Genomic DNA, 24,381 nt, shown 5'->3' with positions numbered 1-24,381 from the left:
ATTGAGCACCAAGAACCCCCAGCCGGTCACCCGCGTCAGCGAGCTCGACGGAGGCACGCGCTTCAACGCGGCGCTCGTCGCCGCGATGGGGGTCGCGCTGGCGACGCTCCTGACGTGCCTCGTCGTCATGAACGAGCGTGACCTCACGCTTGTTCTGTCGCCGCTCACGACGCTCACCGACACGTTCGACTTCTACGCGCTGCCCGTGTTGGTGTTGCTCGTGCTCGTCACGCTCGTGGGCTGGCTTGGCTGGCTACGCAACTGGTGGATCGCGGCGATCGCAGGATTCGTGCTCACGATCGTCGCCGGCACGGTCGGCTACGTCGTCCGGCTCGGCACGGGCGGCGCCGAGTTCACCGGCGAGACCTGGGCGGCGATCTTCACCGAGTTCTTCGGCTTGAACTTCGTGTTCCTCGTCGCGGGCACGGTGTACACGGCGATCATCGGGCCCGTCCTGTTCCGCCGACAGGTCGCGGACATGCTCAGGGACGTGTCGACCCGCGTGGCGCACGCGGGGGAGCTGCGCCGCTTCGCCGAGTCGAGCACCAAGCTCGCGCTCGTGCGCATTCCAGCGGCGAACCCGCAGGATGCGCAACTCACGTTCCAGGAGCGGGCCGAGGTCGATCGCGACCGCGCGAACGAGCAGTGGGAGGCGTACGTCGGACTGCTCGACGAGCACGGCTGGGAGACCCGCGAGGTTCCGGCGGCCGAGACCATGCCTGACTCCGTCTTCACCGAGGACCAGGTTGTTGTGCTCGGCGAGGTCGCGATCCTGGGCCGAAGCGGAGCCGCCGCGCGCCGCGCCGAGCTCCCCGGGGTCCGGGCCGCGCTGGCCGAGACCGAGTTCGTGACCATGGAGATCGAGGCACCCGGCACCCTCGACGGCGGCGACGTGCTCCTCGCGGGCGACACCGTCTACGTCGGGGCATCCACGCGCACGAATGCCGAGGGCATCCGCGCGCTCCGCGAGATCGCCCTTGACCTTGGCTACCGGGTCGTCGCGGTGCCCATCACCGGCGCTCTGCACCTCAAGTCCGTCGCGACCGCGCTCCCCGATGGCACCATCATCGCGTGGACGCCCGCCCTCGAGCAGCCGTCCCTCTTCGGCGGCTACGTCGAAGCCCCGGAGCTGCTGGGCGCGAGCATCCTGCCCCTCGACGCCGAGACGGTGCTCGTCTCAGCCGCAGCCCCGGAGACGGCCAAGCTCGTGAAGCGCCTCGGCTACAACGTCGTCACCCTCGACATCTCGGAGTTCGAGAAGCTCGAGGGCGGCGTGACCTGCCTCTCAGCCCGCGCCTACTAACCCAGCCGCACCCCGCATCCCCGATCGCTGCCCGGCGCTTCTCCCTCTCGCGTGCCTGCGAGACGGCGAAACGCCGGGCAGCGATCCTGGTGGAACCGCTTTACAGCGAACCGGTGCCGTGCCCGTCGAGCTCGCGCTCGCCGACGGTCTCGCCGTACTGGGTCTCACCGGTGACCACGAAGCCGAGGCTGCGGAAGAAGTCTCCCGGCCCCAGGTCGCCCTCTTCCCAGATGGTCGTCACCTTGTCGAACCCGCGGCGCGCGGCCTCGTCGAGGACTGCCTTCACGGCGAACGACCCGACGCCACGGCGCTGGTAGTCGGCGTCGACGTTCATGCGCATGATCGTGGCTCGGAACAGCTCGTCGTCGGCGTCCTCATCGAAGTTCGCCATGATGAACCCGACGACGCGGCCGTCGAGCACTACAACCCTCGGCCACGACGTCGACTGATTGACGTACGCCTCCGAGATCGAGTGGGAAACGGGCGCGACGAACGCCTCCTGGCCTGGTTTCAGCGTGAGCGTGTTGGCGGCGACGATGTTGTCGGCGGACAGCTCTTCGATATACAGCTCGCTCATGGATGCAGAGTAGCGCTCCCTCTGAGTATTCCTCCGAATGCAGCCCCGGTAGGCTGTAGGCAAACCGCGCGCAGAAGGAGGACTTTATGGCGAAGATCAAGGTCGAGGGAACGGTCGTCGAGCTCGACGGCGACGAGATGACCCGAATCATCTGGCAGAAGATCAAAGACACGCTCATCCACCCGTACCTCGACGTGAACCTCGAGTACTACGACCTGGGCATCGAGAAGCGCGACGAAACCGACGACCAGATCACGGTCGACGCGGCACACGCGATCCAGAAGCACGGCGTCGGCATCAAGTGCGCGACGATCACCCCCGACGAGGCACGCGTCGAGGAGTTCGGCCTCAAGCAGATGTGGCGCTCCCCGAACGGCACCATCCGCAACATCCTGGGCGGCGTCATCTTCCGCGAGCCCATCATCATCTCCAACATCCCGCGCCTCGTGCCGGGCTGGAACAAGCCCATCATCGTCGGCCGCCACGCATTCGGCGACCAGTACCGGGCCACCGACTTCCGCTTCGCGGGCGAGGGCAAGCTCACGGTCGAGTTCACGCCCGACGACGGCTCCGAGCCGCAGAAGTTCGAGGTCTTCCACTCGCCCGGCGACGGCATCGCCCAGGTGCAGTACAACCTCGACGCGTCGATCACCGACTTCGCTCGTGCGTCCCTCAACTACGGGCTCTCGCGCGGCTACCCCGTGTATCTCTCGACGAAGAACACGATCCTCAAGAAGTACGACGGACGCTTCAAGGACATCTTCCAGGAGGTCTTCGAGGCTGAGTTCAAGGAGAAGTTCGACGCTGCGGGCATCACGTACGAGCACCGCCTCATCGACGACATGGTCGCGGCTTCGCTCAAGTGGGAAGGCGGCTACGTCTGGGCCTGCAAGAACTACGACGGCGACGTCCAGTCCGACACGGTCGCTCAGGGCTTCGGCTCGCTCGGCCTCATGACGAGCGTCCTCACGACCCCAGACGGCAAGGTCGTCGAGGCCGAGGCGGCGCACGGCACCGTCACGCGTCACTACCGCCAGCACCAGCAGGGCAAGCCCACCTCGACGAACCCGATCGCCTCGATCTACGCCTGGACGCGCGGCCTCGCGCACCGCGGCAAGCTCGACGGCAACCAGGAGCTCATCGACTTCTCGCAGGCGCTCGAAGAGGTCGTCATCGAGACCGTTGAGTCGGGCAAGATGACGAAGGACCTCGCGGCGCTCGTCGGCGAGGGCACGCCGTACCAGACGACCGATGAGTTCATGGACTCGATCGCGCAGAACCTGGCTGCACGCCTGGCCGCGTAGCTCGCGCTCTCCGGCCCGCACCGGCCGTACCTCAGCAGCCCCGCATCCTGTCTCCACAGGGTGCGGGGCTGCTGCGTCGGCGGCGGCGAATAGGGTGGGGGCATGAGCACCTCGCCAGTTCGCATCACCGTCACGGGAGCCGCCGGGAACATCGGCTACGCGCTCCTCTTCCGCATCGCATCCGGCGCCATGCTGGGCGACACCCCGGTCGAGCTGCGGCTCCTCGAGATCCCGCAGGCCGTGAAGGCCGCGGAGGGAACGGCGATGGAACTGGCTGATGGAGCCTTCCCGCTGCTCGGCTCGGTCGACGTGTTCGACGACGCCGACGCAGCCTTCGATGGCACGAACATCGCGCTCCTCGTCGGCTCCATGCCGAGGCGCGATGGCATGGATCGCGCCGACCTGCTCGAAGCCAACGGCGGCATCTTCGCGCCCCAGGGGCGAGCGATCGGCGAGCGCGCCGCCGACGACGTCCGCGTGCTCGTCGTCGGCAACCCGGCCAACACCAACGCCGCGATCGCGCGTGCGGCCGCGCCCGACCTGCCGGCCGAGCGCTTCACGGCGATGATGCGCCTCGACCACAACCGAGCGATCGCGCAGCTGGCTGCCAAGGCTGGCGTCGGCGCGGGGGAGGTCTCGCGCATCCACGTCTGGGGCAACCACTCGAACACGCAGGTGCCCGACGTCGACCACGGAACGATCGGCGGCATGTCGATTCGCGAGCGCATCGCCGACGACGCGTGGATCGACGACGAGTTCGTCACGACCGTCGCCACCCGCGGCGCCGCGATCATCAAGGCACGGGGAGCATCGTCCGCCGCATCGGCCGCATCCGCCGCTGTCGACCATATGCGCGACTGGGTACTCGGCACGCCGGAAGGCACCTGGACCACGGCCGCGCTGCCGTCGAGGGGCGACTACGGGATTCCCGAGGGCCTCGTCGCGGGGGTCCCCGTGACCTCGAACGGCGGCGAATGGGAGGTCGTGCAGGGGCTCGAACTCGGCGAGCTGGTGCGGACGCGCCTCGCGGCCACGGTCGCCGACCTCGAGGCGGAACGCGATAGCGTTGTCAGTCTGGGATTCGTTCCGTCGACCTCCTGAAGTGAGAAGAGCTGCAATGACCACTGCCGAACCGGGCGTCCTCGCACTGGAGGTGCTGATCCGTCGCGACGGAGTCGGCGAGATTCGGGAAGGCGCCGCAGTCGAGCGCATCATCGCGGCCGACGCCGACGAGCTCCGCAGCGAGATCATGACCCGCGTCGTCGACCGCGCGACCCGCGAGCAGATCGTGATCGACCTGCGAACCATCGACATCGACGGGGTCTTCCCGCTTCGCGTCTCACCTGACGGCAGCCTCGTCGAGACCGGTGACGTCGGCGAGCTCGCGCCCGGCGAAGACGAGCTGACCGACCGGCTCAAGGCGGATGCGCCCCACGGCGTCGACGAGCAGCCGCAGGCGGGCGGGCCGAGCGCCGGTGAGCTGGGCCCCGACCAGGGCACAGCAGCCCCGAGCGCTGCGAACAGCGACGGCTTCCTCCCGCAGGGCAACGTGCACGAGACGGTGCGCATCCCGCGCGTCGAGATGATGCACCACGCCCTCGATCACGAGCTCGAGACCGCCCAGCCAATCTCTCCGCCGCCAGCGGCCGAGGACGCGCGAGCGGCCGAGGACGAGCGACCGGTCGAGGTTCACGAGGCGATCGACGGCCAACGCGAGACCCCGGCTGACGAGGCCGAGGTTCCGCCAGTCTGGTTCGAGGATCGAATCGACGAAGACGGCCTCGAGGACACGCAGCCCTGGCAGCCCAGGTTCCCTCGAGACGCCCGGGCACAGCAGGAACTCGACGAGATCGAGAACGTCGAGACCGGCCCTCGTGACGTCATCCGGCCAGGGCTCCCGCCGCAGCCGACCAACACGGCGCCGGTCGCCGCATCCGCAACCGCCGCGGCCGTCACCCGCAGCGCATCCACGACCGCCCCCGAACGTCGCCCCAACGACACAGCCGCGCCCACGCTGGCCGACCTGCTCGCCGACAAGCAGGCGGCACCGGAGGCGCCAGCCCAGCAGGGCTGGCGCAGCGCGCTGCGCGTCGGCACCGGCGGGCTCATCAAGCTCGGGCCGGGCGAAGCCGAGCGCATGAAGCGCGACGAGATCCGCCGAGTGCAGCGGCAGTTCGACGGCTCGAGAACCGTCGTCGTCATGAACCCCAAGGGCGGCGCGCACAAGACGACCGCCACGCTCATGATCGCGGCCACCTTCGGTGAGATCCGCGGCGGGTACACGCTTGCCTGGGACAACAACGAGACGCGCGGCACCCTCGGATGGCGCTCCCACGCCGGCAACCACCGCAACACGGCCGTCGACTTCCTTCGCCAGCTGCCCAGATTCGAGGTATCCGGCGGCGCCACGATCGCCGACGTCGACCGCTTCGTGCGCCCCCAGGGCGACGCGCAGTTCGACGTGCTCGCCTCCGACGACGATGCCGCCTCGGCGGCCATCATCGACGCGGAAGCGTTCTCGCGCATGCACCGCACGCTGAGTCGCTTCTACCGCGTGCTCGTCGTCGACACCGGCAACAACATGCGCGCCAGCAATTGGGAAGCCGCGCTCGACGTCGCCGACCAGCTCGTCATCGTCTCCACCGCGCGCGAGGACACGGCCGCATCCGCAGCCTGGCTCGCCGACGGCCTCCGCGAGCGTGGCTTCGGCGACAAGCTCGAAAACGCCGTCACGATCCTCTCGAGCCCCTCCGCGAAAGAAGACCAGGCGCTCACCGAGCGGTTGCACCACCACTTCGAGCGGCTCACGCGCGCAGTGGTTGAGGTACCGTACGACCACGCCTTCGTCGGCGGCGGCGAACTGAGCGTCGCCAGCCTCAAGCCGGCGACGCGAGCCGCGTGGCGCACCGCGACGGCCGCCATCGCGGAACGCCTCTGACCGAAACCCAGACCTAGGAACCCAGTGCTCACGATCTCCCACACCTCCCGTGCTGCCAGCCCGGAGGAGATGGACGCTATCCAGACCGGTCTCAACGACCGCTACGGAGTCGTCCTCTCGTCCGGCGTCGAGTACCCGGGCAGGTACACGCGATGGGACATCGGCTTCATCGACCCGCCCCTCATGATCGAAGGGCGTGGCTTCGCGCTCCGCATGCGCGCCCTCAACGAGCGGGGGAGCATCCCGCTGCGCGCCTTCACCGAGGCCTTCGACCGCCTGGAAGGCGTCACCGTGCGGGTCCTCGCCGACGGCGAGGTTGAGATCGACGTCACCTCGCAACGCGACGAGATCATCCCGGAAGAGCAGCGCACCCGCCGCAGGTCCAGCTTCAGCGTGCTGCGCGCCATCATCGAGACGATGCCGGACGACGTGCCGCACCTCGGGCTCTACGGGTCGTTCGGCTACGACCTCGTCCGCCAGATCGAGGCCCTCGAGGCCCCGAACGGGGGCGACCAGCGCGACCTCGTCGTGTTCCTGCCAGACTCGGTGCTCGCCGTCGACCGACAGCGCGGCGACGCGACCAGGCACGACTTCGAGTTCACCGACGGCGTCACCTCCACCGCCGGCATGCCTCGCACCGAAGTGGCGAGCCCGTTCGTCGCCCCCGCCGCATCCGCCCAGCCATCGCGCGACCACGAACCCGGCGAGTACGCGGCACTCGTCGAGGCGGCCAAGGCGTCGTTCGCGCGCGGAGACCTCTTCGAAGTGGTGCCCGGCCAGGCGTTCCGACGTCCGGTCCGCAGCAGCCCCGCCGACGTGTTCGCCTACCTGAAGCGCCACAACCCGGCCCCGTACGGTGCGCTCATGAACCTGGGCGGGCAGGAGTTCCTCGTGAGCGCCAGCCCCGAGATGTTCGTGCGCGTCGCCGGCAGCCGCGTCGAGACCGTGCCCATCTCCGGCACCATCGCCCGCGGCGCCGACGCGATCGAAGACGCGGACCGCATCCTCGAGCTCCTCAACAGCGACAAGGACCGCTCCGAGCTCACGATGTGCACAGACGTCGACCGCAACGACAAGTCACGCGTGTGCGAGCCGGGCTCGATCAAGATCATCGGCCGACGGCAGGTCGAGCTGTACTCGAAGGTCATCCACACGGTCGACCACGTCGAGGGCAGGCTGCGCCCCGAGTTCGACGGGCTGGATGCGTTCGCGACGCACATGTGGGCCGTGACCGTGACCGGCGCCCCGAAGATCTGGGCCATGCGCTTCATCGACGAGCACGAGCGCAGCCCCCGCACCTGGTACGGCGGCGCCATCGGCGTGCTGCTGGCCAACGGCGACGTCAACACCGGTCTCACGATCCGCACGGCGATGATCCGCGACGGCATCGCCGAGGTCCGTGCCGGTGGCACGCTGCTCATGGACTCGACCCCCGCCGCCGAAGAGCTCGAGACTGAGATGAAAGCGTCCGCCCTGCTCGAGGCGCTCGACGCTGCGGCCGAAGCCACGAAGTCGCAGCCCGAACCCGCCACCGACGCAGAAGCAGACCTCGCACCGGCGGGCAGCGGCGCCGGCCACCGCATTCTCTTCCTCGACCACGAGGACTCGTTCGTGCAGATGCTCGCCGGGTACATGCGCGAGACCGGCGCAGAAGTGCGCACGGTCCGCATCCCCAAGGGCGGTATCGAGCGGGCCGAGATGGCGCGGATCCTCGACGAGCAGCGGCCGTCGCTGGTTGTCATGTCGCCAGGGCCCGGCGCTCCGAGCGACTTCAAGTCGGCAGAGCTGCTCGACGAGATCGTCGAGCGCTCCCTCCCGGTCTTCGGCGTGTGCCTCGGGCAGCAGGCCATCGGCGAGTACTTCGGCGCATCCCTCGGCCAGCTCGGCTACCCGCTGCACGGTCAGGAACGCGACGTCGTCATCACCAACCCGGGATTCCTCGACAGCCTCCCGGAGCGGTTCGTCACCGGCCGCTACCACTCCCTGCACATCGACCCCGCGACGATGCCGGACAGCCTCGTGCTCGTCGCGTCGGACGACGACGGCATCCCGATGGCGATCCAGCACCGTGAGCTGCCGATCTTCGCCGTGCAGTTCCACCCCGAATCGCTGATGACGCTGCGCGACTCGGCCGGCAAGCGCATCATCGAGGCCGTCATGGAGCGCATCCCCGCACGCGTGCCCGCCGCCTGACCCGCGTGGCCTCGACCGGCCGCCGCGCGGCGCCGACGCTCCGCGTGGCCGGTGGGGGTCAGGCTGGCGTGGTGAGCGTCGCCGTGAGCTCTTCGGCGGTCGCGAGGCTGCCGGCGGTGCGCGCGCCGTGGGCGCCGGCCTCGACCGAGCGCTCCGCGAGGAGCGCGGTGACCTCAGCCGTCGCCCGCGACTGGTTGCGACCGGATGCGCCTCGCCGTTCGCCCGTTCGCCGATTGATGGCGGCGAGCGCCCATGCGTCCGTGCCGATCGCGGGCGCCGAGCTCACGAGGCTCGAGAGCCGGGGGAGGGCGCCGACGAGGGCGAGCGCCGAGGTCACGCTGCGCGAGCTCAGTGCGAGGTAGCTGCGCACGGCGTAGCCGCCGACCCCGCCGAGCAGGGTGTGGTCGGGGAAGTCCGCCCTGAGGTGGGTTCGCCGCTTGCCGTCGCCGCCGCGCAGCGTCCGACGCTCGCGGAAGTTCCTGACGCTGTGCGATTCTGGCCGTGAGGTGAGCTCCGCGCCGGCGAGCGACTGCGTCCACGCCACCGCGGCCGCCCCGTGCTTCTCGCCGGAGCCGAGCATGATCGCCACGTCGATGTCGTCGCCAGGGCGTGCATCCAGCTCGCTGACGAGTGCGGTGCTGAGGCCCGGCGCGAGGCCCGCGCCCAGCACCACGGATGCGCCGGTCTCGCCCGCCGCGTGCCGCAACGCGCTCAGGTACGAGCCGGTCGCGGAGATGTCGACAAGCGCTGCGCCTCTCAGGTGCGCGGCGATGGTCGGACGCTCGACTCCGGAGGCGTTGATCACCACGTCGTGCGCCGAGGCGAGCGCTGCGAAGCCCTCGAGGTCGCGGTCCAGGTCGACCTGGACGCCGCGCTCGAGCGGCCGCCTCGCGGCCCGTGTCACCTCGTGTCCGCGGGCCGCCAGGAGTTCGGCGACGCTCGTGCCGACGGCGCCGCTCGCGCCGACGATGAGGGCCCTCACGCTGCGGGCTCGGCCGCCGGTGTCGCCATGCCCGAGCCGCTGGCCTCGGGGCCGCGGCGCACGACGCGGAGGTACAGCTTCGTGAGCTGCGGCACGACGAAGTAGACGGCCAGGAGCACCACGATGGCGGTGAGGAGCGCGGTGGCGAGCAGACCAGGCCACGTGTTCGTGAAGGTCGCGAGGAGGGTGCCGACGATCGAGACGAGCGGGAAGATCGCGAGCCAGGTGATGAAGGCGCGCTCATGGACGGAGATCGGGGGGCATTCATACTCCAAACGTTCGGTTGGAGTTGGAGCCTATGGTCGTGTCGCGCAAAAAGCAACTACGCGGTTGGAGTTGTTACCATTGCGCATGGCCTGGGACACGGAACGCACCAAGCAGCTCCTGCTCGAGTCGGCGACCCGCCACTTCAGCGAGAAGGGCTTCGCCGGCGCCAGGGTCGACGCGATCGCGAGGGACGCGGGCGTCAACAAGGAGCGCATCTACCAGTACTTCGGCGACAAGCAGGCGCTGTTCGCGAGCGTGCTCCAGCAGTCGCTGCTTCGGATCTTCGACGCCGCCGAGCTCTCGGGTGAGGGGCCGGGCGCGGTCGGCAGGTATGCCGCGGCGCTCTTCGACCGGTACAGCGAGCATCCGGAGCTTCCTCGGCTCCTCGCGTGGGAGGGGCTCGAGACCGACGGTGGGCTCGCGCTCGACGAACGTGACGCGCGCTGTGCCGGCAAGGCCGCAGCGATCCGCGAGGCCTGCCCCTGGCTGAGCGACGCCGAGTCCAGAGGCGTGCTGCTCAGCGTCGTCACGCTCGTCAACGGATGGTGGACCCTCGGCCAGCTGCACACGGTCATGCTCGGCCCGGCCGCAGGTGCCGCCGACCGTCGAGCGGTCCTCGCCGCGCAGGCGGCCGCGCTCGTCGCTGAGCCCGAGTAGCCTGCCTGCCGGTTGCGAGGACGCCCCGCGACCAGCGCCGCTTCGACCCCTGGCCAGCGGAACATGACCTGCTCGCAGGTGAGGCGCAGCACGCGGTAGCCGAGCGACTTGAGGATGAGGTCGCGTTCTCTGTCCGTCCGGCACCGGTCCTCGTCCGCGTGAAAGGCGCGGGAGTCGCACTCGATGACAGGACGCTCACCTACGAGGAGGTCGGAGATCCCGACCCCGGTGATCCGCACCTGCGGTCTCGGCCCGAATCCCCGGAGCTGAAACCTGAGCCGCACGATGCTCTCCGTGCCGCACTGGCTGCGCCCGTCCACGACGGTGAGCTTCCGTCGAGCATGCGAGGGCATTCCCTCTCCAGTGCGGCCAGCGAGTGGCGACTGATGTGCCTGAGCTCGAGAGCGGAGTCCGCGACGATGACGAACTCAGGCGTCGGCAGGCAGATGTGTGCGCAGCTCAAGGAGACCGCGACGTCGTCGACGGCTCGCCGAGCGAGCGCCTCGCTTCGGGCTCGGAGGCTCCGATGCCAGATGACGCCGCCGACGGCGCCACTCCGGACGAGGGATTCCAGGGCACGACACGTCTTGCCGCTCGCGTTCCACTCACTTCTCGAGCTCCGGGTGGCGGAGCGAACGGCTGAGTCGCGTGTGGCTTCGGCATGTCCCAACTGAAACGCGCTCGCCGGCGGGGAGTTGCTCTCTCGCCGGTGGACAACACTCCGCTCGGAGGCGACGTCGGCGAAGCCAGAGCTGACCATTTCGAGCGCGATTTCGGCCCTGAATTGCCGATAGGTAACGTCACCCGGCGATCTTGCACTGCTTTCGGACAGCGATTCGCGCAGACCACCTCGGATCGTCCGGAGACCGGAGCCGACGGCCCAACCGCCGCCCTAGTGGAAGATGATCGTGCGCTGCCCGTCGAGGAGCACGCGGTGTTCGGAGAACCACTTCACGGCCTGCGTGAGGGTGCGCGACTCCTCGTCCTGGCCGATGGCCATGAGCTCCTGGGGTGCACGCGTGTGGTCGACGCGGACGACGTTCTGCTCGATGATCGGGCCCTCGTCGAGGTCGCTGGTCACGAAGTGCGCCGTGGCTCCGATGAGCTTCACGCCGCGCGCGTGCGCTTGCCGGTAGGGGTTGGCGCCCTTGAAGCCGGGCAGGAAGGAGTGGTGGATGTTGATGGCTCGGCCTGCGAGCTCGGCGCAGAGCTCGGGGGAGAGGATCTGCATGTAGCGGGCGAGCACGACCAGCTCGATCTGCTGTTCTTCGACGACCTGGAGGATGCGGGCTTCGAAGGCCGCTTTCTCGTCTGGCCCGGTGACGGGCAGGTATTCGAAGGGCACGTCGTAGAACTCGGCGAGGCCCTTGAGTGCCTCGTTGTTGGCGAGCACGAGCGGCACGTCGATCTGCAGGTGGCCGGAGCGCTGCCGGAAGAGGAGGTCGTTGACGCAGTGTCCGGCCTTCGTGGCCAGAACGAGGGTGCGGATGGGTCGGCCGGCTTCGTCGAGGGAGACTTCGGCGCTGAAGCGTTCTGCGACGGGCTCGAGGCGGGCGAGGAGCTCCTCGCGGCTGGCGTCGGTACGGATGTCGACGCGCATGAAGAAGCGACCGGTGTCGGTCGAGGAAAACTGTTGGAGCTCTTCGATGTTGCCGACCGAGTCCACGATGGCTCCGGTGACGGCGTGCACGATGCCTGGCTGGTCTGGGCAGTTGAGGGTGAGCACCCAACGAGTTGCTTCTTGAATCACCACATCAGGGTAGCCGTCCTGGCGCCACCGTATAGACTCTGACGTGGTCGTGCGTATCGCGCGGCCCCCGGCGTGCCGGTACGCACGCAGTCGACTCCCCGGCGAGGTTTCCCGCTCGCCCGGAGTGCGCCGTTCGGATCCGACGAATGACTTCTCTCTCTGCTCCTACGATGACGTCTGCCTCCAGGCTGCCGCTCGTCCCCTTGATCGCTCTTGCGTTCTCCACGTTCATCAGTGTCACGATCGAGATGCTGCCCACCGGCCTCCTCGAGCTCATGACGGTCGATCTTGGCGCGACGCGCGCTGAGATCGGCTGGCTCATGACGATCTTCGCGTTCACGGTGGTGCTCACGAGCACGCCGCTCACGGCCCTCACCAAGCGGGTTCCTCGCCACGCTCTGCTGGTCGTCGTGCTCGCGGTCTTCGCGATCGGTTCGATCGCCTCGGCCTTCGCGCCGACCTATGCGTGGCTTGTTGTGACGCGCGTGGTGACGGGTCTTGCGCACGGGGTGTTCTGGGCGGTGGTGGCGTCGTACATCTCGCTCATCGCGCCGAGGGAGCTGCTCACCCGCGCGGTCTCGATCACGCTCGGCGGCGGCGCGATCGCGTACGTGCTCGGCGTGCCCATCGGCACGGCGCTCGGTCAGGCGTTCGGCTGGCGGTTCGCGTTCGGCTCGCTCGCCGTGGTCACGCTGCTGGTCGCAGTGCTCCTCTGGTTCCTGCTGCCGCGCGTGAATCACCTCGACGATGCCTTCTCGACCCGGCCGATCGCGCTCCCCGACGACTCGGACGAGCCTGCGGTGCCCGCGAAGCGCATCCGCTTCGCGCAGCGTTCGCTGCTGACGGTGATCCTGCTGTGCGTGATCACGCTCATCACGATGACCGCGCAGTACGCGTTCTACTCGTACATCTCGCCGTACTCGCTCGACGTGATCGGCTTCCCGGTGGAGACCTTGAGCCTGGTGCTTTTTGCATACGGCATCGCGTCTGCGGGCGGCACCGCGCTCGCGGGTGTGCTGTTCACGTCGCGGCCGAGGGTGGGCCTTGCGACCGGGTATCTGCTGATGCTGGTCGCGGTGACGTTGCTGCTCTTCGCGCAGAACACGACGGTCGCGTTGTTCGCGCTGGTCATTTGGGGGCTCGGGATGGGGGTGCTGCCGCCGTTGCTGCAGTCGCGCATCCTGAACGCCGCCCCGTCGCGCCACCGCGATCTGTCGAGCGCTCTGTACACGTCGGGGTTCAACTTCGGCATCGGCTCGGGTGCGTTGGTCGGCGGCCTGCTGCTGGATGCGGCGGGGCTGGTCGCGTTGCCGGTGTTCTTCATCGCCACGGTGGGTCTGGGGCTGGTGAGCGCTTTGGTGCTCGACGCAGTCCTTGCGCGGCGTCCGCTGCAGCAGTCGAGCTGACTCGGCTCTGGCTGAGTGAGCGCTGGCCGGCGAGGTCGAGCTGGCAGGTCATTCCTCGGGGGAGCTCAGCTGGTCGGCGACGCGCTGCAGCCCGTCACGGACAGCGGCGATCGTCGGCGAGGCCGCGCTCGCGGTGCGGATCGAGGTGAAGATTTCACGTCGTGGCGTGCCCGCGAGGGGGAGGAAGCGCACATTGGGTGCGGCGTGGGCCCACGTGAGGTCGTTGAGGATGCCGACGGCGTGGCCGGTTTCGATGAACCGCATCTGCGCTTGCAGGTCGGCGGTCTCGTAGCGCACGTCGGGTTCGAAGCCGGCGACGCGGCACTGCTGCTCACCCCAGTGCCTGGACGCGGAGCCCTGGGGCTCCATGACCCAGGCGAGCTGCGCCGCCTCGGCGAGGCTGGTGACCGGGGAGTCGACGGGGACGGCGAGGCGCAGGGTGTCTCCGGTGAGGAGGCGTTTGTCGAGGCCAGGGTGGTGCGGGGCTGCGTGCCCGGGGTACTGCTCGGCGACGACGACGTCGAAGTCGCCGGCGAAGGTGTCGAAGAGTGCTGATTCCGGTTCGTGCTGCACCATTTCGATCCGGAGGTGCGGATGCTCGTCGGCGAGCACGTGGAGCAGCGGTGGGATGAGCGTGAGGGCTGCCGATTGGAAGACGGCGATGCGGACGGTTCCGATCGCGCTGTCGAACGAGGCGAGAACCTCCTGCTCGGCGATTTCGAGGCGTTCGAGGATTTCGGCGGTGTGTCCGGCGAGGATCTCGGCCTGCTGTGTGAGCTGCACGCGTCGTCCGTGCTTGCGCAGGAGTTCGACGCCGAGCTCGGCTTCGAGTGCCGTGAGCTGCTGGGAGACGGCGGAGGGCGAGAAGTTGAGGGCTTTGGCGACTTCGGCGAGTGTGCCCCGCAGTTGCACTTCGCGGAGCAGTCGGAGCTTGCGGACGTCGAGCATGGCTAATCATCACACATGCTGATCAAAAACAGTCACTTTCCTTCACTTTACCTAACCGAAGTCGGGTGCTGATACTGGGTCACATGACCGCCACCCACACGCCCGTCTTCCCCGCAGACTCCCTGACCGACCTGGCGCCCGAAGCCGTCGCGCTGGTGCGCCGCTGGCTGACCGAGGCCGCAGAGATCCCGGTTGACGCCTCCGCCGCGCAGCTCGCTGGCGTGCTCAAGGACCCGCGCGGCCTCGACTTCACGGTCGGCTTTGTCGACGGGGTCGTGCGCCCCGAAGACCTGAAGGTGGCGGCACGCAAGCTCGGCTCCATCGCCGACCAGGTGCCCGGGTTCCTGCCCTGGTACATGAAGAGCGCGGTGCGGGTTGGTGGGATGGTCGCGCCCGCGCTTCCCGGCGTCGTCGTGCCCGCTGCCCGCAAGGTGCTGCGTGACATGGTCGGCCACCTCATCATCGATGCGACGGATGCGAAGCTCGGCCCCGCCATCGAGCAGATCCGTGGCAAGGGTGTGCGCCTCAACATGAACCTGCTCGGCGAGGCGGTCCTCGGCAAGAAGGAGGCGGCTCGCCGCCTCGAGGGCACCACGAAGCTCCTGGCGCGACCGGGTGTGGACTACGTCTCGATCAAGGTCTCCTCGACGACCGCCCCGCACCAGCCGTGGGCGTTCGAAGAGGCCGTTGCCGACGTGGTCGAGGAGCTCACGCCCCTCTACCGACTCGCGGTGAACAGTCCGACTCGGAAGTTCATCAACCTCGACATGGAGGAGTACAAGGATCTGGAGATGACCATGGCGGTCTTCACCCGGATCCTCGACGCCCCCGAGTTCCTGGGCCTCGAGGCGGGCATCGTGCTGCAGGCGTACCTGCCGGATGCGCTCGCAGCGATGATCCGCCTGCAGGAGTGGTCGGCGGCGCGGGTGGCCCGCGGCGGGGCTCCGATCAAGGTCCGCCTCGTGAAGGGTGCGAACCTGCCGATGGAGCGCGTCGAGGCGTCGCTGCACGGCTGGCCGCTGGCCACGTGGGGCACGAAGCAGGACTCCGACACGAGCTACAAGCGCGTGATCGACTACGCCCTCACGCCGGAGCGCGTGAAGAACGTGCGAGTCGGTGTCGCCGGTCACAACCTCTTCGACGTCGCGTTCTCGTGGCTGCTCGCGAAGCGCCGCGGCGCGACGGACGGCATCGAGTACGAGATGCTGCTCGGCATGGCGCAGAGCCAGGCAGAGGTCGTCAAGCGCGAGGTCGGTGGGCTCTTGCTGTACGTGCCGGTGGTGCACCCGCAGGAGTTCGACGTGGCGATCGCCTACCTCATCCGTCGCCTCGAGGAGGGCGCGAGCCAGGACAACTTCATGTCTGCGGTGTTCGAGCTGGCTGACAACGAGGAGCTCTTCGAGCGCGAGTCGCAGCGGTTCATCGCGTCGCTGGACGCGCTCGACCGGCAGGTGCCGCCCAGCAATCGGGTGCAGGACCGCTCGGCGGCGCCCGAGCCGCTCCCGTCCGACCGCTTCGAGGAGACACCGGACTCAGACCCCTCTCTGCCGGCGAACCAGGCATGGGCGCGGGGCATCCGTGATCGGGCGGAGGCCTCGACTCTTGGCAGCGACACGATCGAGGCCAACACTGTCGGGACCAGGGGGGAGCTGGATGCGCGGGTGACGCGCGCGGTCGCCGGCAGCCAGTCGTGGGGTGCGCTCTCGGGCGCTGAGCGGGCCAGGGTCCTGCACCGCGCAGGCGACGCGCTCGAGCGCCGCCGCGGCGATCTCATGGAGGTCGCCGCGTCAGAGGCCGGAAAGACCCTCGACCAGTCCGACCCGGAGATCTCCGAGGCCATCGACTTCGCCCACTACTACGCCGAGCTCGCGCGTGGCCTCGACGAGGTCGACGGCGCGTCATTCGTGCCCTCGAAGGTCATCGTCGTGACACCGCCGTGGAACTTCCCCGTTGCCATCCCGGCCGGTTCGACGCTCGCGGCGCTCGCGGCGGGCGCATCCGTCATCATCAAGCCGGCCCGCCCGGCCGCGCGCTGCGGCGCCGTCCTGGTTGAGGCCCTCTGGGAGGCCGGCGTGCCGCGCGAGGTGCTGCAGTACGTGCAGTTCTCCGACCGCGAGCTCGGCAGCGAGCTCATCAAGAACCCGTCGGTCGACCGGGTGATCCTGACCGGCGGCATCGAGACGGCCGAGCTCTTCCGCTCGTTCCGCCCCGAGCTTCCGCTGCTCGCCGAGACGAGCGGCAAGAACGCCATCATCGTCACGCCGAGCGCCGACTACGACCTCGCGGCGAAGGACGTGGTCGCGTCGGCGTTCGGCCACGCCGGCCAGAAGTGCTCGGCCTCGTCGCTTGTCGTGCTGGTCGGGCAGGCGCAGCGCTCGCGGCGCTTCCGGGAGCAGCTCCTCGACGCCGTGCGCTCGCTCACGGTCGGCTACCCGTGGGATGCGGCGTCGCAGATGGGCCCGATCATCACGCCGGCCTCGGGCAAGCTGCTCGACGGCCTCACCAAGCTCGGCGCGGGGGAGCGCTGGGTGGTCGAGCCCCGGCAGCTGGACGACAGCGGGAAGCTGTGGAGCCCTGGCGTGCGGGCCGGGGTCCAGCGCGGCTCCGAGTTCCACCTCGTCGAGTACTTCGGGCCGATCCTCGGCATCATGACGGCGGAGACCCTCGAGGAGGCCATCGAGATCGTCAACGAGGTCGACTACGGGCTCACGTCGGGCATCCACTCGCTCGACCGGGGCGAGGTCTCGCAGTGGCTCGACACGATCCAGGCCGGGAACCTCTACGTGAACCGCGGCATCACGGGCGCGATCGTGCAGCGTCAGCCGTTCGGCGGCTGGAAGAAGTCGGTCGTCGGATGCACGACCAAGGCTGGCGGGCCGAACTACCTCGTCGGCCTGGGCACCTGGAAGCGAGCCGAGGCGCACGATGCGGCGCCCATCGCGGACGCCGGCGCTCGGTCGATCCTGGACGCCGCCAACGCGGTCGCGAAGGCGCAGTCGGCCTCGCTCACGGGCGCGGAAGCGGCCATGCTCGAGCGCGCGCTCGGCAGCGACGCGCACGCCTGGGCGGAGGAGTTCGGGCGCGACCGCGACGTGCAGTCCCTGTACGCCGAGCGCAACGTGTTCCGCTACCTCACGTTCCCCGGCGAGATCGCGGTGCGCCTCTCCGAGGACGCGCGCGTCGCGGACCTCCTCCGTGTGGTCGCGGCTGGACTTGTCGCGGGTGCCCGACTGCGCGTCTCGACCGGGGTCGCGCTGCCGTCTGCCGTGAAGGCAGCGCTCGCGGGGGCGGGCGTGCCGATGCGCGCCGAGACGGATGCTGAGTTCCTCTCCGCGGCGGGCTCGCTGCGGGCCGGCCGGATGCGCCTGATCGGCGGCGACGCGGTCGCGCTTGCACGCGCCGTCGACGGCAGAGTCGACCTCGCCATCTATTCGGGGGAAATCACCGAATCGGGTCGCGTCGAATTGCTGCCTTTTCTACGGGAGCAAGCCGTATCGATTACGGCGCACCGTTTCGGAACGCCGAATGGCCTCACGGAAGGTCTTCTCTCTCGCTGATTGTCCGCCGCTAAATACCCCTCGATTCGCCGTTCTCGCATTCCTCGGTATCCTGGTCCGAAGAGCGTGCGCGTTGTTTTCGGGGGTATTTGGTGCCGGGGAGTTCAAAGCAGGATCTCAGTGCTTGGATAGCCCGCACCTCGCACTCGGGTGAGCCGTTCGCCTATTTCGCGGCGGATGAACTGGCCCCCGGGGCATTCGAGCAGTTCCACGGGGAATCGGGGCTCGCTGAATTCCTCGGCGTTTCGAAGCCGGCGAGCGGGGCCTCCGCAGCTGACTTCCACGCCTACACGCTCAAGGCCAGTGTGGGTTCGGTGCAGCTCTGCGGAACACTTCGCACGAGCTCAGGCGCTGACCGCGAGGGGGAGGACTTCAGCCGCGATTCGCGGGAAAAGCTCATCGCGATCGGCGTGCTCCGCGGTTCGCTCAGGTTCCGGACCGGCAGGCAGGCCGGGGTGCTCGGGCCGGGCGACATCCTCGTCGTGAATTCGACGCATGCGCTCGTCACGACGGCGATCGGCGTCGTCGAGACGCTCGCTATGGCCGTTCCGATCGAGGACACGGCAAACGACGCGAGGTTCGCGGCCGCCGATTGGCCGCTTCGGCTGCCCGAGACGGCGCTCTCGACGGCCTTCCTCGCCTTTATCGGCCGGTACCTGGTGGAGGCGACAACCACCGCGAGAGACGGTCAGCGCACTGCGGTCATCGCGGAGCCGGTGCTCTACGACCTCCTGCGGGCCGCCCTCCTGCAGGTTGCGCCGCCCATGCTGTCGCCCGTTCAGCAGTCGCAGCAGCTGAAGGCCGCCGTGCACGACCTCATCGAGAAGTACCACGTGCTGCAGGGGTTCGACGCCGACAGCATCGCTCGCGCCCTGCACATCAGCAGGCGCAAGCTCTACCGCGACCTCGCCGACGAGGGTGACGGCGTCGCCGGGCTCATCGCCGCGCGGCGGGTGCGATCGGCGGCCGCGCTCCTGATCGAGCAGCCGCTCATGCCGCTAAGCGAGGTGTCCGCGGTGGCCGGGTTCGGGGACGGGACGACGATGCGACGCCATTTCCTCTCGAGACTCGGCGTGACACCCGCCGACTACCGCAAAGAGCGCGTCTGAGCGCGTAGCCTCAGGCATGCGACTCCTGCTCTCAGGCGTCCCCGCCGCCGCTGCGCGCGGCGCGCAGCGCACTTCGATTCCCCTCGCCGCCAGCAGAAGGACTTCCATTGGCCTCGTCGATTCACCGCCCAGCGCTTGTCACCGCGAAACTCGGGTTCGGCCTCCTCGCCTTCTCGTCGATCGTGTCCGAGATCGCGACGATCATCGACCGAGGCACGTGGGTGCCCGAGAACTTCTTCGCGTACTTCACGATCGAGACCAACATCCTCGTCGTGCTGTCCCTGCTGCTCAGCGCCGTGGCGACTGCGGCGAATGCGCAGGGTGCGCGGATCAACGCGTTCCGGGCGGCCGTCACCGTCTACATCCTCATCGTCGGCATCGGGTTCGCACTCCTGCTCTCCGGCCTCACCGATGTCGCCTTCACCGCGGTGCCGTGGAACAACATCGTGCTGCACTACGCCATGCCGGTGGTGATGCTGATCGACCTCCTCATCGACCGACCGACAAAGCGCATCCGCTTCGCCCCCGCGCTCATCTGGCTTATCTTCCCGGCCGGCTATGCCGCGTTCTCGCTCGTGCGCGGCAACCTCACCGGCTGGTACCCGTACCCGTTCCTCAACCCGGCGAACGGCGGATACGCGCCCGTCGCACTCACCATCATCGGGCTCGTCGTCCTCGGCCTAGCGCTCACTTGGCTCGTCACGAGGCTCTCGCGGTCGTCGTCCAAGTCGCGCTAGACTTCTCTCGGCCGCGACTGGCGTTGAGGTGGGTAACCACCGGGGAGCGGCTCTTCGGGTTTTCGAGCCGTTCGCCTGGGCTCGCCGGTTCACGACCACATGTTCGCCGTGCCATCCGGTTTCCTGAAGGAGTCTTCGTGACCGATACGTTCAACGCCCCAGCCGATTCATTCAATGCTTCGCTGAGTGAAGTAGACCCCGAGATCGCAGCGGTCCTCGAGCAGGAGCTCGACCGCCAGCGTTCCACGCTCGAGATGATCGCCAGCGAGAACTTCGTTCCTCGCGCCGTCCTCGAAGCCACCGGAAGCGTCCTCACCAACAAGTACGCCGAGGGCTACCCGGGCCGCCGCTACTACGGCGGCTGCGAAGTCGTCGACGTCGCAGAGAACCTCGCCATCGAGCGTGCCAAGTCGCTCTTCGGCGCCGAGTTCGCGAACGTGCAGCCGCACTCCGGCGCGACCGCGAACGCCGCCGTCATGCACGCCCTCGCACGTCCAGGCGACACGCTGCTCGGCCTCTCGCTCGACCACGGCGGGCACCTGACGCACGGCATGAAGATCAACTTCTCCGGCCGCCTCTACAACATCGTCGCGTACGGCGTCGACCCGGAGACCTCCGAGATCGACATGGACCAGGTGCGTGAGCTCGCGCTCGAGCACAAGCCGAAGGTCATCGTCGCCGGCTGGTCGGCGTACCCCCGTCAGCTCGACTTCGCGAAGTTCCGCGAGATCGCCGACGAGGTCGGCGCCTACCTGTGGGTCGACATGGCGCACTTCGCTGGCCTCGTCGCCGCGGGCGTGCACCCGAACCCCGTGCCTCACGCGCACGTCACCTCGAGCACCGTCCACAAGACCATCGGCGGCCCGCGCTCCGGCTTCATCCTGACCAACGACGCCGACCTGGCGAAGAAGATCAACACGGCCGTGTTCCCTGGCCAGCAGGGCGGCCCGCTCATGCACGTCATCGCCGGCAAGGCGACGGCGTTCAAGCTCGCCGCGACCGACGACTTCAAGGACCGCCAGGAGCGCACGCTGCGCGGCGCGAAGATCGTCGCCGACCGACTCCAGCAGGCTGATGTCGCGGATGCGGGCATCTCGGTCCGCTCCGGCGGAACGGACGTGCACCTCGTGCTCGTGGACCTGCGCAACGCCGAGATCGACGGCAAGCAGGCGGAAGACCTCCTCCACGAGGTCGGCGTGACGGTCAACCGCAACGCGGTTCCCAACGACCCCCGCCCGCCCATGGTCACGTCGGGGCTCCGCATCGGCACGCCGGCGCTCGCGACGCGTGGCTTCGGCGACGCCGAGTTCACCGAGGTCGCCGACGTCATCGCGCTCGCGCTGCTCCCCGGCGCCGACCTGCCTTCGCTCCGCGCGCGCACGAAGGCGCTCGCCGACGCGTTCCCGCTCTACCCGGGCCTCGGCGAAGCATGACGGCTGCCGCACTCGACGGCAAGAAGGCCGCGGCTGAGATCAAGGCCGAGCTCCGCGAGCGTGTAGCCGCGCTCGCGGAACGTGGCGTCGTGCCCGGCCTCGGCACGATCCTCGTCGGCGACGACCCCGGCTCGAAGTGGTACGTCGCGGGCAAGCACCGAGACTGCGCCGAGGTCGGCATCGAGTCGATCCGCGTCGACCTGCCCACCGAGACCACGCAGGAGGAGCTCGAGGCGGAGATCGACCGCCTCAACGCCGACCCCGCGTGCACGGGCTACATCGTGCAGCTGCCCCTGCCGAAGCACATCGACCAGGACCGCGTGATCGAGCGCATCGACCCGTCGAAGGACGCGGACGGGCTGCATCCCACCAACCTGGGGCGGCTCGTGCTCAACGCCAACGACCCGATCGTGACCCCGCTGCCGTGCACGCCGCGCGGCGTGATCGAGCTGCTGCGCCGTAACGACATCTCGCTGAACGGCAAGCACGTGCTCGTCATCGGACGCGGCGTGACGGTCGGTCGCTCCATCGGGCCGCTCCTGACCCGCCGCGAGAACAACGCCACGGTCACCCTCACGCATACGGGAACTCCGGACATCGGGGTGCTCGCGCGTGAGGCCGACGTCATCGTGTCGGCGGCTGGCGTGGCCGGCATCGTCCGCCCGGAATGGGTCAAGCCGGGCGCGGCGGTGCTCGACGTCGGCGTGAGCCGGGTCGAGGACCCGGAGACGGGCAAGTCCAAGGTCGCGGGCGACGTCGACCCCGGCGTGTGGGACGTGGCGGCCTGGGTGTCGCCGAACCCCGGCGGCGTCGGCCCCATGACCCGTGCTCTGCTGCTCGAGAACGTCGTCGAGCAGGCAGAGCGCCTCAACCCTGCGGTCTAAGCGCCGCATCCACAGCAGAAGGGCGTTGGCAGTTCCTCGAACTGCCACGCCCTTCTGCGGTCGGTAGCGCGCGGTGCTTTCCATGCTCCTCGCCGCCCGCCGCTTCGCCGCGCCTTGCCGCGCTTTGCCACGCCCAGGGCGGGGTTGTGGTCGTCAAAGCCGCGTCTTGACGACCACAACCCCGCCCTGGGCGAGCGCGTAGGCGACGAGGGCGGACTTCGGGTCGTTGCGCCCGCATCCGCCCCCGTCGGCGACAGCTAGGCCTGGTGCCTGCGCTTCCGAGCGACGCTGACACCGAGCACTCCGGCTCCACCGGCGACGAGCGCAAGCGCGAGCGTCATGAGCCACGAGGCGTCGGCGGCTCCGGTCTGCGCGAGTGTCGGCGTGCCACCGGCCTCAGCGGGAGCCGTGGGTGCCGCGGTTGCCGTCGGGGCAGCGGATGCTGTGGGCGACTCGGTCGTGCCGGGCGTCGGCTCTGCGGTCGGCTCCGCCGTAGGGGCGGCGGTGGGGCCAGCCGTCGGCGGTGCCGTGGTCTCCTCGGGAGTCGGGGCCGGTGTGGGGGCTGCAATGGCGAGCTCGGGCGTCGTGGCCGGTGCGACGCGGTGCAGCGTCGCCTGCTCGTAGTCGTAGGACATGGCGAGCAGGGCGGCGTCCTGGCTGCGCGGGGCGGCGAGCTCGAGTCCGACCGCGGCTCCCGTCGAGGTGAAGCCGGCTGGCAGGGAGACCGTCGGGATGCCCGTGTTGGCGCCGAGGTCGCAGAACGTCGTGCCTGCCCAGTCGGGCGTCGCCGAGGTCGCGCTCGTCGGCATCGCGAGGGCGTCGAGGTCGTTGTCGATGAAGAACTGGTCCATGGCGGCCTTGCCCGCGTCCTGCTCGGCCACGGCGGCGTCGTAGGCCGCGTTCGGGATGTCCTCGTTGCTGAGGAAGTAGTCGATGTCGTCCTGCGTCATCGACGACTTGCCGTCGGCGATGACGTCGGCGAAGGTCAGCTCGTCAGGGTCGCCCGTGAGCTCGGCGAGTCCCTCCGGCCACGTCGCCGCGGTGCTGGCGAAGAACGAGTCGATGCTGGGGCGCATGTCGATCCAGCCACCGCTCTTGAGCGTGCCGGTGAGGAACTCGCTCGTGAAGGCAGGCACTTCGACGACCTCGGCGCCCTGCGCGCGGAGGTCCTCGACGGCCTGGTCGATGAGGGTCGTGGTCTCGGCGAGCCCCGGGCGGTCGGGGTTCTCCTCGTAGTCCCAGCGGATGTAGCCGATCCGCTGTCCCTCAAGGGCGGTGTCGCTGAGCCCCGCCACGTAGGAGGTGGTGTCCTGCTCGTTGGCGATGACGGTCTGCGGGTCGGTCGGGTCGTAGCCGGCGAGCACCTCCATGAGGAGCGCGGCGTCGGTCACGGTGGTGGTCATGGGCCCGGAGACGTCCTGGCGAAGCGACAGGGGCACGATGCCGGTGACGCTCGTGAGGCCCATCGTCGGGCGGTAGCCGACGAGGCTCTGGTGCGCGCTCGGGCCGACGATGGAGCCGCACGAGTCGGTGCCGAGACCGGCCGGCGCGAACGCCGCCGCGACCGCTGCGCCGGTTCCGCCGCTCGAGCCGCTGGCGCTGTTCGCCTTGTTGTACGGGTTGTTGGTGCGGCCGCGCTCGGAGCTGAGCGTGTAGGTGCCGTGCCACGCGAACTCGGAGAGGTTCGTCTTCGCGATGATGATCGCCCCCGCGTCGCGCAGCCGCTGCACGGCGGTCGAGTCGAGCTCGGTCTGGTAGGTGTGCAGGGATGCGCTTCCCGCGGTCGTGGGCATGTCGAACGTCGCGTAGTTGTCCTTGACCAGGATCGGCACACCGTGCAGCGGCCCGCGGAGGTTCCCGGCGGCGCGCTCGGCGTCGAGCGTCGCTGCGGTCGTGATCGCGTCCGGATTTGCGAGGATGACGGCGGCGAGGCCCGGCTGGTCGCCGTAGGGGTCGTCGTAGGCCGCGATGCGGTCGAGGTAGCGCTGGGTCAGGTCGACCGATGTCGTCCTGCCTGCCTCGAGGAGCGCCAGCGCGTCGGTGACGCTGAGGTTCACGACCTCAGGAGCTGCCGGGAGGGTGACCTCGGTGCTCGGGGCGCCGAACGCCGAGGGCGCGGTGACCGCGGCGCTCAGGGCGAGGCCGGAGCAGAGGGCGGTGGCGGCGGTAATTTGGGTGACTCGACGGAGGGCTGGCTTGTGTGGCAACGGAGACCTTTGCGGTGGGGGACGACGTGGAGTGTCGCCAGTCTCTGCCGAGCCGGTTTCGCGACTGTTTCGGGCGTGTGTTGTTCTCCGCACGGGCGTGTGTTGTGCTCCGCACGAGGGCGGGCACGA

Annotated in this window: 19 protein-coding genes, 1 pseudogene and 1 riboswitch; of the genes and pseudogenes, 13 read left to right on the top strand and 7 right to left on the bottom strand. The window is 69.1% G+C overall.

Annotated elements, in window-relative coordinates:
- The first annotated feature begins 1 nt into the window (after nt 1).
- Entirely contained in the window at nt 2–1,303 is a 1,302-nt protein-coding gene (locus ACPYN9_RS01395) for a dimethylarginine dimethylaminohydrolase family protein (protein ID WP_424463256.1), read from the top strand.
- A gap of 100 nt (nt 1,304–1,403) precedes the next feature.
- On the opposite strand, the gene ACPYN9_RS01390 is transcribed toward ACPYN9_RS01395, so the two are convergent.
- Nucleotides 1,404–1,880 carry a GNAT family N-acetyltransferase gene (locus ACPYN9_RS01390; RefSeq protein WP_424463254.1) on the bottom strand — a complete coding sequence of 159 codons (477 nt, stop codon included), beginning with the start codon at nt 1,878–1,880 and terminating at the stop codon, nt 1,404–1,406.
- Between the two features lie 86 nt (nt 1,881–1,966).
- On the opposite strand from ACPYN9_RS01390, the gene ACPYN9_RS01385 reads away from it, so the two are divergent.
- The 4 genes from ACPYN9_RS01385 (at nt 1,967) to ACPYN9_RS01370 (ending at nt 8,315) form a co-directional block, all read left to right on the top strand.
- Nucleotides 1,967–3,184 (top strand): NADP-dependent isocitrate dehydrogenase, encoded by a 1,218-nt coding sequence (locus tag ACPYN9_RS01385; RefSeq protein WP_424463252.1) that lies wholly within the window; start codon nt 1,967–1,969, stop codon nt 3,182–3,184.
- Between the two features lie 102 nt (nt 3,185–3,286).
- Complete coding sequence (locus ACPYN9_RS01380) at nt 3,287–4,285, top strand: malate dehydrogenase (protein WP_424463251.1); 999 nt, start codon at nt 3,287–3,289, stop codon at nt 4,283–4,285.
- A gap of 16 nt (nt 4,286–4,301) precedes the next feature.
- Nucleotides 4,302–6,122 (top strand): MinD/ParA family ATP-binding protein, encoded by a 1,821-nt coding sequence (locus ACPYN9_RS01375; protein WP_424463250.1) that lies wholly within the window; start codon nt 4,302–4,304, stop codon nt 6,120–6,122.
- 24 nt (nt 6,123–6,146) lie between these two features.
- Nucleotides 6,147–8,315, top strand: coding sequence for an anthranilate synthase component I (locus tag ACPYN9_RS01370; RefSeq protein ID WP_424463248.1), 2,169 nt, complete (start codon nt 6,147–6,149; stop codon nt 8,313–8,315).
- A 58-nt stretch (nt 8,316–8,373) separates the two neighbouring features.
- Here the strand turns inward: ACPYN9_RS01370 and ACPYN9_RS01365 are convergent, their stop codons facing one another.
- Entirely contained in the window at nt 8,374–9,297 is a 924-nt protein-coding gene (locus tag ACPYN9_RS01365; RefSeq protein ID WP_424463247.1) for an NAD-dependent epimerase/dehydratase family protein, read from the bottom strand.
- A complete protein-coding gene (locus ACPYN9_RS01360; RefSeq protein WP_424463245.1) occupies nt 9,294–9,572 on the bottom strand; it encodes a hypothetical protein in 279 nt (92 codons plus the stop codon). Before ACPYN9_RS01360 ends, ACPYN9_RS01365 begins: the two co-directional genes overlap by 4 nt.
- Before the next feature lie 76 nt (nt 9,573–9,648).
- On the opposite strand from ACPYN9_RS01360, the gene ACPYN9_RS01355 reads away from it, so the two are divergent.
- Nucleotides 9,649–10,221, top strand: a complete 573-nt coding sequence (locus tag ACPYN9_RS01355; protein ID WP_424463243.1) for a TetR/AcrR family transcriptional regulator — start codon at nt 9,649–9,651, stop codon at nt 10,219–10,221.
- Between the two features lie 68 nt (nt 10,222–10,289).
- On the opposite strand, the pseudogene ACPYN9_RS01350 reads toward ACPYN9_RS01355, so the two are convergent.
- Nucleotides 10,290–10,574 (bottom strand): annotated as a pseudogene (locus tag ACPYN9_RS01350) (DUF559 domain-containing protein); the annotation flags it as partial.
- Between the two features lie 35 nt (nt 10,575–10,609).
- Between ACPYN9_RS01350 and ACPYN9_RS01345 the strand changes: the two are divergent.
- The gene (locus ACPYN9_RS01345; RefSeq protein ID WP_424463241.1) at nt 10,610–10,864 is read left to right on the top strand and encodes a hypothetical protein; all 255 of its coding nucleotides are present in this window, start codon (nt 10,610–10,612) and stop codon (nt 10,862–10,864) included.
- 249 nt (nt 10,865–11,113) lie between these two features.
- Here the strand turns inward: ACPYN9_RS01345 and purU are convergent, their stop codons facing one another.
- Nucleotides 11,114–11,968, bottom strand: coding sequence for a formyltetrahydrofolate deformylase (gene purU, locus ACPYN9_RS01340; RefSeq protein ID WP_424463357.1), 855 nt, complete (start codon nt 11,966–11,968; stop codon nt 11,114–11,116).
- A gap of 173 nt (nt 11,969–12,141) precedes the next feature.
- On the opposite strand from purU, the gene ACPYN9_RS01335 reads away from it, so the two are divergent.
- A complete protein-coding gene (locus ACPYN9_RS01335; RefSeq protein ID WP_424463240.1) occupies nt 12,142–13,377 on the top strand; it encodes an MFS transporter in 1,236 nt (411 codons plus the stop codon).
- A gap of 48 nt (nt 13,378–13,425) precedes the next feature.
- On the opposite strand, the gene ACPYN9_RS01330 is transcribed toward ACPYN9_RS01335, so the two are convergent.
- A complete protein-coding gene (locus ACPYN9_RS01330; protein WP_424463238.1) occupies nt 13,426–14,325 on the bottom strand; it encodes a LysR family transcriptional regulator in 900 nt (299 codons plus the stop codon).
- Between the two features lie 83 nt (nt 14,326–14,408).
- Here ACPYN9_RS01330 and ACPYN9_RS01325 point away from each other — a divergent pair, with 83 nt between their 5' ends.
- The 5 genes from ACPYN9_RS01325 (at nt 14,409) to ACPYN9_RS01305 (ending at nt 22,045) form a co-directional block, all read left to right on the top strand.
- Nucleotides 14,409–17,882: a bifunctional proline dehydrogenase/L-glutamate gamma-semialdehyde dehydrogenase gene (locus ACPYN9_RS01325; protein WP_424463237.1), complete on the top strand. Its 3,474-nt coding sequence runs from the start codon at nt 14,409–14,411 to the stop codon at nt 17,880–17,882.
- A gap of 92 nt (nt 17,883–17,974) precedes the next feature.
- The gene (locus tag ACPYN9_RS01320) at nt 17,975–18,991 is read left to right on the top strand and encodes an AraC family transcriptional regulator (protein WP_424463235.1); all 1,017 of its coding nucleotides are present in this window, start codon (nt 17,975–17,977) and stop codon (nt 18,989–18,991) included.
- A gap of 107 nt (nt 18,992–19,098) precedes the next feature.
- Nucleotides 19,099–19,728, top strand: a complete 630-nt coding sequence (locus ACPYN9_RS01315) for a Pr6Pr family membrane protein (RefSeq protein WP_424463233.1) — start codon at nt 19,099–19,101, stop codon at nt 19,726–19,728.
- 3 nt (nt 19,729–19,731) lie between these two features.
- A riboswitch (ZMP/ZTP riboswitch) is annotated at nt 19,732–19,816 on the top strand.
- Between the two features lie 49 nt (nt 19,817–19,865).
- Complete coding sequence (gene glyA / locus ACPYN9_RS01310; protein WP_424463231.1) at nt 19,866–21,161, top strand: serine hydroxymethyltransferase; 1,296 nt, start codon at nt 19,866–19,868, stop codon at nt 21,159–21,161.
- On the top strand, nt 21,158–22,045 hold the full coding sequence (locus tag ACPYN9_RS01305) for a bifunctional methylenetetrahydrofolate dehydrogenase/methenyltetrahydrofolate cyclohydrolase (RefSeq protein ID WP_424463229.1): 888 nt from the start codon (nt 21,158–21,160) through the stop codon (nt 22,043–22,045). Before glyA ends, ACPYN9_RS01305 begins: the two co-directional genes overlap by 4 nt.
- A 257-nt stretch (nt 22,046–22,302) precedes the next feature.
- Here the strand turns inward: ACPYN9_RS01305 and ACPYN9_RS01300 are convergent, their stop codons facing one another.
- Entirely contained in the window at nt 22,303–24,252 is a 1,950-nt protein-coding gene (locus ACPYN9_RS01300; RefSeq protein ID WP_424463228.1) for an amidase family protein, read from the bottom strand.
- Nucleotides 24,253–24,381: the final 129 nt, after the last annotated feature.

The sequence above is a fragment of the Pseudoclavibacter helvolus genome, from assembly GCF_049707175.1.
Taxonomy (GTDB): Bacteria; Actinomycetota; Actinomycetes; order Actinomycetales; family Microbacteriaceae; genus Pseudoclavibacter; species Pseudoclavibacter helvolus_A.
The sequence above is the reverse complement of the archived record's forward strand: the minus strand, read 5'-3'. Positions and strand labels throughout refer to the sequence as shown.